We start from the raw sequence: 10875 nt of genomic DNA, 5'->3' as shown, positions 1-10875 counted from the left end.
CGCCGATCGAGGCGCTGCGCGGCGCCATCGACCCGACCCCGCGCCCGGCCAAGGCGCAGCCGGCGGAAGCGGAGGAAACGACGCCATGAACATCGGCGAAGCGGCGCGGCATTCGGGCGTCAGCGCCAAGATGATCCGCTACTACGAGAGCATCGGGCTGATCGAGGCCCCCCAGCGGACGCAGGCGCAGTACCGCGTCTATGCTGGCGACGACCTGCACACGCTGCGCTTCATCCGCCGCGCCCGCCATCTCGGCTTTTCGCTCGACGAAACGCGCGCGCTTCTGGCTCTCTGGCGCGACAAGAGCCGCGCCAGCGCCGATGTGAAGCGCCTCGCTATGGACCATGTCCGCGATCTCGAGGCCAAGGCAGCCGAGTTGCAGGCCATGGCCGACACGCTGCGCCATCTCGCCGAGACCTGCCAGGGCGACGGCCGGCCCGACTGCCCGATCCTGAGCGATCTCGCCGCGCCGCCCACCACCGCCTGCTGCTGATGGAGCAGCCTGCCGGCCGTGCATGAAGCTGCCCTGGAATCGTCCCGGCCATGCGTCTGCCTGCTGGACGGGACGGGGCGCGATTGATCATATGCCGGCCTGACCAAGGCAGGACCATCATGGACAACCGAAACGATCTCTGGCGCCACGTCGATGCCAACAAGGAGCGCCTGATCGCGCTGAGCGAGCGGGTCTGGGGCATGCCCGAGGTCTGCTACACCGAAACCCGCTCTTGCGCCGAGCATGAAGCCGAGCTCGTGCACCAAGGCTTCCGCGTCACCAAGGGCATTGCCGATATCCCGACCTCCGTGATCGGCGAGGCCGGCGAAGGCGGACCCGTCATCGCCTTCATGGGCGAATACGACGCACTGCCCGGCCTGTCGCAGGAGGCCGGCGTCGCCAGCCATTCGCCGGTCGAGACCGGCGGCCACGGCCATGGCTGCGGCCACAATCTGCTGGGCTCGGCCGCGCTGCTCGCCGCCGTGGCAATGAAGAACTGGCTCGCCGAGAACAAGCTGCCCGGCCGCGTGCGCTATTATGGCTGCCCGGCCGAGGAAGGCGGTGCGGCCAAGGCGTTCATGGTCCGTGCCGGCGCCTTCGACGACGCCGATGTCGCGATTTCCTGGCATCCGTCGAGCTGGTGGGAGGTGGCGCCGCCGCTGGCGCTCGCCAACACCCGCGCCGATTTCGTCTTCACCGGCCGCACGGCCCACGCCGCCGCCGCGCCCCATCTCGGCCGCAGCGCGCTCGACGCCGTCGAACTGATGAATGTCGGCGTCAACTACATGCGCGAGCACATGCCCAGCGACGCCCGGGTGCATTACGCCGTGCTCGACACCGGCGGCATCGCTCCCAACGTCGTCCAGGCCCATGCGCGCGTCCGCTACTCCATTCGCGCCCGCGATCTGCGCGGTATGCTCGAACTCGTCCAGCGCGTGAAGAAGATTGCCGAAGGCGCCGCGCTGATGACGGAAACCAAGATGGAGATGCGCATCGTCAGCGCCGTCTCCGACCTGCTCGGCAACACCCCGCTGGAGCAGGCGATGCATGGCGTGATGGAGGAGCTCGGCCCGCCGCATTTCGACGACGCCGACCGCGCCTTCGCCCAGGAGATCCGTAAAACCCTGCAGCCGCAGGAGATCGCCTCGATCTGGCGCACCATCGGCATGGACGACACCGGCGCGCCGCTGGCCGATTTCCTCGTGCCGATGGACGCCAAGCGCAACCCGGCGATCGGCTCGACCGATATCGGCGATGTCAGCTGGGCGGTCCCGACCGTGCAGGCCCATGCGCCGACGGTGGCGATCGGCACGCCCTTCCACACCTGGCAGGTCGTCGCCCAGGGCAAGACGCCGGCCGCCCACAAGGCGATGGTCCATGTCGCCAAGGCGATGGCGGCGACCGGCGCCGCCGTCTTGCTCGATCCGGCGTTGATGGCCGCCGCCAAGGCCGACCACAAGAAGCGCCTGGGCGCGGAGGGCTACACCTCGCCGCTCCCGCCCGAGGTCAAGCCGCCGCTGACGATGTCGCTCGGCGGGTGAGCGTCTCGCCTCTCTCGAGGAGGCATCGTCATCCTGGACAAGCCGCGTAGCGGCGCAGGCCGGGATCCATCATAAGGCACCGCCGGTGCCCTTCCATGGATCCCGGGACAGCCTTGGGCCGCCCAGGATGACGGTGAGGTCGTGGAGAAGGGCCGCTACCGCAGCCCGTCCTCGCCCTTGATCTGGTCCTTGGTCAGCCCACCGATGCGCGGCAGCGGCCGGCCGGAATCGGTGACCGCGATCGCGACCAGGATTTCGCCGGCGCGCGGGGCGTCCGTCACGCGCACCTCGACGGCGTCGAAATGCGAGCGCACATAGGCCGCGTCCTTGTGGCCGAGCGGCACGTCGATCGGCGTGCCGAGCCCGCCGCGCTTCTTGGCGGAGGGAATCAGCGCCGGGCCCTTGCCGAGCGCGGCGCGCACCGGCGTCCCCAGCTTCGGGTGCAGGATCGCCGCGGCATGCTCCAGCTCGCCGCCCTCGCCGACGATCGCCGCCTTGCCGAAGCTCTCGGCCTGGCCGGGCTCGATCCCCAGCGCCGCGAGGCAGCGCTTGGTCAGGAGATCGCCCAGTTCGACGCCGATCTCGGTCAGCTCCCCGAGATCGTCGCGGTAGCCCCCGGCGAAGGGGTTGGCGATCACGGCGACCGAGACGGCGCGCCGCGTCGGCGGCGAGACGGATTGCCCCCCTTCGATCAGGGTTTCGTCGACCTGGGTGAGGATCTTGCGGATGGTCGCGGGCATGATGGGCTCCGGCGTCAGTGAAGGAAATCGAGAGGCACGTCATGGTCGGCCTTGAGCCGACCATCTCCCGCGAGAGATTCTCGGGTCTGCGCTGCGCTCCGCCCGAGAATGACGTCAGTCATCACCGCTGCCCGTCCCAGACGCTGATCTGGTCGGCGCGCAGGCCGCCGACGCGCTCATGGATCCGCGCGCCCGTGGTCATGACGAGGATGAGCACCATCTCGTCGGCCTGGGGCGAGCCCGGCACACCGACCTCCACCGCGCCGAAATGGCTGCGCACATAGCAGGCGTTGATATGGGTGACGGGGATGTCGATCCGCGCGCCAGGCCCGGCGACCTTCTTGGTCGAGGGCACGATCGCCTTGGCGTTGCCGAGGATCTCGCGCATCGCGTAGCCGCCCGGCACATGCCAGAGCGCGCCATGCTCCAGCTCGCCAGCCGAGCCGACGACGGCACCCTTGCCATAGCCCTCGACGGTCGTGGGATCGCCGCCGAGCGCATCGAGGCAGCGCGTCGCCATCTCCAGCCCCGCGGGTTTGAGCGCCTCCATCGTCGGCAGGATGTCGGGCTCGTAACGGCCGGCATAGGGGTTGGTCAGCACGACGCAGACGGAGGCGATGCGCTCGGTCCGGCCGGGCAAGGGGCCGAATTCGTGGAAGATCTCCTCGACGGTGGTCTGGATGCGGCGGATCTCGACGAGCACGCTCATGGGACTATCCTTCAGACCACGGCCGGGGCGCTGTGCGACGGCGGCGTCGAGCGCGAGCGCCCGGTCCGCACCAGCCCGTCGATCACCACCATGCCGATGCCGGGAATATCGCCGAGGGCGACCGCCTCCAGCAGGCCCTTGCCCGAGGAATGCTGGGGCTTGTCGAGGAAGACGAAGTCGGCGGGATAGCCGACCGCGATCAGCCCGGCATCGAGCGAGCGCCGGCGCGCGACATTGCCGGTGGCGAGGCAGAAGGCCTGCTCGGCCGGCAGTCCGCCGAGGCTCGACAACAGCGTGATCATCCGCAGCATGCCGTTGGGCTGGACGCCGGAGCCGGCTGGCGCATCGGTGCCGATCAGCACATCCGCCAGCCGCCCGGCCTCGCGCGCCGCCTCGAGCGCCACCAGCGCCGATTTCTCGTTGCCGTTATGGACGACCTCGAGCGCGCCCTTGGCCCTTTCGCAGAGGATGCGGATGTCGCCATGGCCGATCGAGGTCGGCCCGCCATTGATATGGCTGACGACGTCGGGCTGGGCCTCCAGCACGTCGTCCTTATTGACGAAATGCGAACCGGCGATGGAGGGGCCGCCGGTGTGCATGATCGATTCGAGCCCGATCTCGCGGCACCAGTCGGCCACGCGCTTGGCATCAGGCCCCTTGGCGACGGTGCCGAGACCGATCTCGCCGATATGCCGGATGCCGAGCGCCTTCAGCTCCTCGAAAACCTCGCGGCCGAAATCGAGTTCCGCGACCGGCGCACCCGCGATCACCTTGGCGCCGGCGGGCCGGAAGTTCTGGAAACAGCGCTGCGCCGTGACCGCCAGCGCCTTGACGCCGACGGCATCCTTCGGCCGGCCCGGCAGATGCACCTCGCCGGCCGAGACGAGCGTGGTGACGCCGCCATTCACCCCCATCTCGATCCAGCCGAGCTGGTTCTGGCGCGGCGTCCAGTCGCCGAAGACCGGGTGGCAATGGGAATCGATCAGCCCCGGCGACAGGCCCGAACCCTTCGCGTCGATCACGCTGTCGGCGCCGGAGCAATCGAGATCGGCGGCCTTGCCGATCGCGGCGATGCGCCCGTCGACGGCGACGATCGCGTCGGCATCGAGGATCGGATGCGCCAGATCGCCCGACAGCAGGAGCCCGATATTCCGGATCACCAGCTTGCCCTTGGCGGGTCCCGCCGCGACGTCGTGAGCCATCTGGATCTCCGCAGCCCTCCCGCCGGCACCCCACGGGACAGGCGGCGATTGAATGTGTAATAACAATCATGGAGAGGCCCGCCGCCGCTGGCAAGGCCCTCGCGAGGTCGCCGGCTTGCGCCCGGAGGCACGCCGCCGAGGAGGCTAGGATACAGCCATGACGCGCACCGAGTCCCCAGTCGCCGAGCTCGATGGCGAGCCAACCCCCGACGCCGCCAGACGCAGCCGCAAGCCGGCCGAGACCTATGTGCTGGAGGAGCAGGTCGGCTTCCTGATGCGGCGCGCGCAGCAGCGCCACATCGCGATCTTCCAGCGCATCATGGGCGAGGATGGGCCGACGCCGACCCAGTTCGCCGCCATGGCCAAGCTCGGCGCGGGTGAGGAAATCTCCCAAAATCAGCTCGGGCGGATGACCGCGATGGACCCCGCGACCATCAAGGGCGTGATCGCGCGCCTGGCCGAACGGGGGCTGGTCGAGCGCCGGCCGGACCCCGACGACCAGCGCCGCGTCCGCGTCCGCCTGACCCCGGCCGGGCTGGAGGCGATGCCTGCCCTGACCGAGAAGGCCCGCGCCATTACGGCCGCGACGCTCTCGCCGCTCTCCCGCGAGGAGGCGGAACGTCTTCTCGCGCTTCTCGCGCGTCTCGATTGAGCAGGGCCTGCCCGCAAAATCCGCTTGCGCCACCTTGTTTGTATACTAACAATAATCAGCGAGGGTTCCGGATCGTCACATTCGAGGGGAGCTGGCCATGGCACGCTATCTGCGGCCCACCACGCTGGACGAGGCGCTGGCGCTCCGCGCGCAGGCCGGCGGCGTGCCGCTGACGCCGTTGGCCGGAGGCACCGACGTCTACCCGGTTCGCACCCACAGGAGCGCCTGGTTCCAGCCCTTCGACCGCGACATGCTCGACCTCGGCGCAGTCCCGGAGCTGTCGGGCGTCCGGCATGACGCGGCGGGAACCCGCATCGGGGCTGGTACGACCTGGAGCGCCATCGCCGAGGCGGCGCTCCCGCCCGCCTTCGACGCCCTGAAACAGGCCAGCCGGCAGGTCGGCGGCGTCCAGATCCAGAATCGCGGCACGATCGGTGGCAATCTTTGCAACGCATCTCCGGCCGCCGACGGCGTGCCACCGCTCCTGGCGCTCGACGCGCAGGTCGAACTGGCGAGCCTGCGCGGTCGGCGCCGCCTGCCGCTCGCGGACTTCGTGCTGGGCAACCGCCGCACCGCGCTGGCGCCCGACGAGATCCTGGTCGCGATCCACGTCCCTGCCCAGCCCGAGAGCGCCCGCTCGATCTTCCTCAAGCTCGGCGCGCGGGCCTATCTCGTCATCTCCATCGCCTCCGTCGCGGCTGTCGTCGCCACCGACGACACGGGCAAAGTCACGGACGCTTGCATCGCCGTCGGCGCCTGTTCGGCTGCGCCGCGGCGCCTGCCCACGCTGGAAGCGAAGCTCGTCGGCCGGCCGGCGGGCGATCTCGCCGCCCTCGTCCAGCCCGAAGACCTCGCGGCGCTGTCGCCGATTGACGATGTCCGTGCCAGCGCCGCCTATCGCCGCGATGCGGCGCTCGTGCTGGTACGCCGGGCGCTCGCCCAGCTTGCCGACAAGCCGATGGAGGTCGCTGCGTGAACATCCATGACCGCTCCGCCCTCACCGCCAGCGCCGATGGCACTGACGGCATCACCTTCCGGCTCAACGGCGCCGATGTCGCGCTGGACGATGCCTCCGACAGCCGCCTCAGCGAGGTTCTGCGCACGAGTCTCGGCGCCACCGGCACCAAGGTCGGCTGCGATGCCGGCGATTGCGGCGCCTGCACCGTCCTGATCGACGAGGCCCAGGCCTGTGCCTGCCTCGTCCCGGTCGGCCAGATCGCCGGCCGCGATGTGCTGACCGTCGAGGGGCTGGCGCAGACCGCGATCGGCGCCGCGCTCCAGCAGGCCTTCCAGGCGCATGGCGCGGCCCAGTGCGGCATCTGCACGCCCAGCATGCTGATGGCGGCCTATGATCTGCTCCGGCGCAACCCGCAGCCGGGCGAGCGCGAGACGCTGGACGCGCTCGGCGGCGTGCTCTGCCGCTGCACCGGCTATCTCAAGATCGTCGAGGCGGTACGCGACGCGCATCGCTTTTTCGATGAGCCAGCGGAACCTCAGCGCGCCCTCTCCCCCCTCGTGGGGGGGGAATGCGCTTCGATCGGTAGCCGCCTCGCCCGTCTCGACGGCGCGCCCAAGGTCGCCGGTTCCGAGCGCTATGGCGCCGACAGCGCTCCCGACGATGCGCTCTGGCTGCGCGCGATCCGCTGCCCGCATCCGCGCGCGCGCTTCACGCTGGGCGATCTCGAGGCCTTCGTCGCCGCGCGGCCCGGGCTGGTACGGGTCTTCACGGCGCAGGACGTGCCGGGCGAAAACTCCTTCGGCATCTATCCGCACCTCAAGGACCAGCCGGTCTTCTCGATCGCCGAGACGCGCTATCGCGGCGAATGCGTGCTGGCGGTGGTCGGCGAGAAGGAGGCGGTCGAGCGCTTGAGCATCGACGACATGCCGATCGCCTGGGAGCCCCTGCCGGCGATGGTCGGCAGCGCCGCGGCGCTGGCCGAGGGCGCCTTCACCCTGCATGATTTCGTGCCCGACAACGTGCTGACGCGCGGCCGCGTCGAGCGCGGCGATGTCGAGGCGGGCTTCGCGCAGGCGGCCCATGTCGCGCATGGCGCCTTCGAGACCGGCTTCGTCGAGCACGCCTATATCGAGCCCGAAGCCGGCTATGCCAAGCGCATCGGCGATACGATCGAGATCTTCGCCTGCACGCAGGCGCCCTATATGGACCGCGACGAGGTCGCCCGCGTGCTCGGTCTGCCGCTGGAGAGCGTCCGCATCCTGCCCTCCCCCTGCGGCGGCGGCTTCGGCGGCAAGCTCGACGTCTCGCTGCAGCCGATGCTCGCGGTCGCGGCCTGGGTGCTGGACCGGCCGGTGCGCTGCATCTTCTCGCGCATCGAATCGATGATATCCTCGACCAAGCGCCATCCCTCCTCGATCCAGGCGAAGGCCGCCTGCGATGCGGCAGGGCGCCTCGTCGCCTATGCGATGGCGGGCGATTTCGACACCGGCGCCTATGCCTCCTGGGGGCCGACGGTCGCCGGCCGCGTGCCGGTTCATGCGACCGGGCCCTACAAGGTGCCCCATGTCCGCAATCTCTCGCGGGCGATTTACACCAACGGCCCGCCCTCGGGCGCCTTCCGCGGCTTCGGCGTGCCGCAGGCGGCGCTCGCCCAGGAGAGCCTGTTCGACGATCTCGCCGCGGCCGCCGGCCTCGACCGGCTGGAGTTCCGCCTGATCAACGCGATCCGCGCCGGCGACACGACACCATCGGGACAGCGTCTCGAAGCCAGCGCCGGCCTCGCCGAATGCCTGGAGGCGCTGAAGCCGCACTGGCAGCGGCTGCTGGCGGATGCCGCCGCCTTCAACGCGCTCGAGGGCCGCACCCGCCGCGGCGTCGGCATCGGCTGCATGTGGTACGGCATCGGCAACACCGGCATGTCGAACCCCTCGACCATGCGCGTGACGCTGTCGCGGGATGGCCGCCTCACCTTCTGGAACGGCGCCGTCGATATCGGCCAGGGCTCGACCACGGTCCTGACCCAGATCGCGGCGGACGCGCTCGGCCTTCCGGTGGACCGCTTCGATTTCGTGCTCGGCGACACGGCGCTCACCTTCGACGCCGGCAAGACCTCCGCCTCGCGCCAGACCTTCGTCTCCGGCCGGGCCGCCGAGGCGGCCGCCGCCGCACTGCGCGCAGAAATCCTGCGCCTGACCAATGCCGGACCATCGGCCCGGCTGGCCCTGGAGGGGACGAGCGTCACCGTCGCGGAGAACGGCGTCGTCGCGCACATCGACCTCGCCGCCCTGCCCGCCCAGGCCGACGGCACGGTGCTGGAGGGGATCGGCTCCTTCGACCCGCCGACCGTTCCGCTCGACGCGATGGGCCAGGGCGTGCCCTACGCCACCTATGGCTTCGCCGCGCAGATCGCCTCGCTCGATGTCGATCTCGATCTCGGCACGATCAGGCTCAACCGCATCGTCGCCGCACACGATGTTGGCCGCGCGATCAACCCGATGCTGGTCGAAGGCCAGATCCATGGCGGCATCGCCCAGGGCATCGGGCTGGCGCTGATGGAGGAATACCTCCCCGGCCGCACCGAGAACCTGCACGACTACCTGATCCCGACCGTAGGCGACGTGCCGCCGATCGACATCATCCTGGTCGAGGATCCCGAGCCGCTCGGCCCGTCGGGCGCCAAGGGCATCGGCGAACCGGCGCTCGTCCCGACCGCGCCCGCGATCCTCGGCGCAATCCGCCATGCCACCGGAGTCACGCCGCGCCAGGTGCCCGTGCTGCCGCACCGGCTCTGGGAGTTGCTGCGCGCCAAGGAGGGTCGCTCGTGAACGAGATCAACCCGACGGCGACACCGGAGAGCGTGCTCGCCGAGCGCTCGCGCAAATTCGGCGTCGCCGAGGGCGATGAGGGCATCGTCCGCTGCGATGCCTGCCCCGTGCTCTGCCGGATCCGGCCGGGCCGCTCCGGCGCCTGCTCGCGCTATGCCAACGAGAACGGACTTTTGATCCGGACCGACCCGGTCGTGCTGCTGGCGGAAGCGGTAGAGGAGGGCCAGCCCCTCGTCGCCTTTGCCGAGAATGCGCAGGACTGGGACGGCTCGATCCTGCCCGCGGAGCGCGTCTTCGTCACCGGCATCGGCTCGGGCACGACCTATCCCGACTACAAGCCCGCCCCCTTCATCGTCTCGTCGCAGCATGAGGGCGTCGATACGGTGACCGTGGTGACCGAGGGCATCTTCTCCTATTGCGGCCTCAAGGTGAAGATCGACACCGATCGCCATCTCGGCCCGGAGACGGCGGCGATCCGCGTCAATGGCGAGCAGGTCGGCCATGTCACCACCGCCGAATACGGCTCGCAGATGCTCTCCATCGGCGGCGTGCGCCATCTCACCGGCGGCTCCAAGAAGGAGGGCAACACCACCTGCGAGACGATGCTGAAGCTCGGCAATGGCGAGGCGGTCGAGCTCACCATCGATGGCGGCCATGGCGTCGTCGTCCAGGCCGGCCAGGCGCCGATTGTCGACGGCAAGCCCGAGACGCGCATGCGCGTCGGCTGCGGCTCGGCCACGATCGGCATCTTTGCGCAGCAATGGCAGGGCCATGTCGACGAGGTCATCGTCGTCGACGACCACCTCACCGGCGTGCTGACCGAGCATCAGGCCGGCCGCGTCCTCGACATGAAGCCGGCCGGCATCCGCGTCCGCGGCCGCAAATCGACGCCCGGCCGCTATTTCCAGGTCGCGCAGCCCGGGCTGGGCTGGGGCGGCACCGACATCACCGACCCGCTCTCGATCATCCAGAAGATCGACCCGGGCACTGCCTGGCCCGGCATGCGGCTGCTGATGACCTCGACCACCGGCGAGGACTCGCTCTACTGCATCCTCGACGAGAACCTCCTGCCGGTGGAGGCGGAGATGCCCGCCGCCGTGCGCCAGGTCGTCGAGCGCATCGGCGAGAACTGCGAGCCGTCGCTCTGCAGCGTGCTCTTCGTCGCCGGGGCCGGCGGCTCGCTGCGCGCCGGCGTCACCGAGAACCCGATCCTGCTCACCCGCTCGGTCCAGGGTGGCACGACGCGCGTCACCATGGGCGGCGCACCGGTCTATGTCTGGCCCGGCGGTGGCATCACCGTCATGGTCGATGTGCTGCGCATGCCGAAGAACGCCTTCGGCTATGTCCCGACGCCCGCCATCGTCGCGCCGATCGAGTTCACCTTGCCGCGCGAGCTCTATCTCGCCTGCGGCGGCCATGCCGAGGAGATCGTGCCGGTCGAGGAGGTCCTGCGCGCCCATGGCGGCCAGGCCCGGATCGAGGGCGGCGCGGCGGAGAACCCCTGGCCGCTGCGGCGGGGCTTCGGTCCATGATCCCTTCAGCCCTCATCCTGAGGAGCCGCGAAGCGGCGTCTCGAAGGATGGTCCAGCGTGCTCTGGAGCATCCTTCGAGACGTGCCTGCGGCACTCCTCAGGATGAGGGCTGAGAATGCAAGGCGCTCCATGGGCGCTCACCGCGTCGCCCGCTTGCCGGGCAACCGCTTGCATCTGCAGGAGGGCCCGAGCGATCTCGTCATCGCGGCCTTCGGCGCTCCCG

General features: G+C 70.1%; 9 protein-coding genes. 6 read left to right on the top strand and 3 right to left on the bottom strand.

The features are described from left to right. Positions 1 to 85 precede the first annotated feature (85 nt). Both cueR and Q8M82_RS02080 read left to right on the top strand, forming a co-directional pair. Complete coding sequence (gene cueR / locus Q8M82_RS02085; RefSeq protein ID WP_305689722.1) at positions 86 to 493, top strand: Cu(I)-responsive transcriptional regulator; 408 nt, start codon at positions 86 to 88, stop codon at positions 491 to 493. Positions 494 to 612: 119 nt separating this feature from the next. Beyond that, positions 613 to 2034: a M20 family metallopeptidase gene (locus tag Q8M82_RS02080; RefSeq protein ID WP_305689721.1), complete on the top strand. Its 1422-nt coding sequence runs from the start codon at positions 613 to 615 to the stop codon at positions 2032 to 2034. A gap of 155 nt (positions 2035 to 2189) precedes the next feature. On the opposite strand, the gene Q8M82_RS02075 is transcribed toward Q8M82_RS02080, so the two are convergent. The 3 genes from Q8M82_RS02075 to Q8M82_RS02065 all read right to left on the bottom strand — a co-directional run bounded on the left by Q8M82_RS02075 (position 2190) and on the right by Q8M82_RS02065 (position 4685). After that, on the bottom strand, positions 2190 to 2774 hold the full coding sequence (locus Q8M82_RS02075) for an amino acid synthesis family protein (RefSeq protein ID WP_305689720.1): 585 nt from the start codon (positions 2772 to 2774) through the stop codon (positions 2190 to 2192). A 121-nt stretch (positions 2775 to 2895) separates the two neighbouring features. Then, on the bottom strand, positions 2896 to 3483 hold the full coding sequence (locus Q8M82_RS02070) for an amino acid synthesis family protein (protein WP_305689719.1): 588 nt from the start codon (positions 3481 to 3483) through the stop codon (positions 2896 to 2898). A gap of 11 nt (positions 3484 to 3494) precedes the next feature. Further along, positions 3495 to 4685: an amidohydrolase family protein gene (locus tag Q8M82_RS02065; protein WP_305689718.1), complete on the bottom strand. Its 1191-nt coding sequence runs from the start codon at positions 4683 to 4685 to the stop codon at positions 3495 to 3497. A 157-nt stretch (positions 4686 to 4842) separates the two neighbouring features. On the opposite strand from Q8M82_RS02065, the gene Q8M82_RS02060 reads away from it, so the two are divergent. The 4 genes from Q8M82_RS02060 (at position 4843) to Q8M82_RS02045 (ending at position 10652) form a co-directional block, all read left to right on the top strand. Further along, on the top strand, positions 4843 to 5337 hold the full coding sequence (locus tag Q8M82_RS02060) for a MarR family winged helix-turn-helix transcriptional regulator (protein WP_305689717.1): 495 nt from the start codon (positions 4843 to 4845) through the stop codon (positions 5335 to 5337). A 97-nt stretch (positions 5338 to 5434) separates the two neighbouring features. Continuing rightward, positions 5435 to 6313 carry an FAD binding domain-containing protein gene (locus tag Q8M82_RS02055; RefSeq protein ID WP_305689716.1) on the top strand — a complete coding sequence of 293 codons (879 nt, stop codon included), beginning with the start codon at positions 5435 to 5437 and terminating at the stop codon, positions 6311 to 6313. Continuing rightward, positions 6310 to 9120, top strand: a complete 2811-nt coding sequence (locus Q8M82_RS02050) for a molybdopterin-dependent oxidoreductase (protein WP_305689715.1) — start codon at positions 6310 to 6312, stop codon at positions 9118 to 9120. The genes Q8M82_RS02055 and Q8M82_RS02050 overlap by 4 nt, the downstream gene beginning before the upstream one ends. 32 nt (positions 9121 to 9152) lie before the next feature. After that, positions 9153 to 10652, top strand: coding sequence for a 6-hydroxynicotinate reductase (locus tag Q8M82_RS02045; protein WP_305689723.1), 1500 nt, complete (start codon positions 9153 to 9155; stop codon positions 10650 to 10652). The last annotated feature ends 223 nt before the right edge of the window (positions 10653 to 10875 follow it).

Source organism: Allobosea sp., from assembly GCF_030694325.1.
GTDB lineage: Bacteria > Pseudomonadota > Alphaproteobacteria > Rhizobiales > Beijerinckiaceae > Allobosea.
The sequence above is the reverse complement of the archived record's forward strand: the minus strand, read 5'-3'. Positions and strand labels throughout refer to the sequence as shown.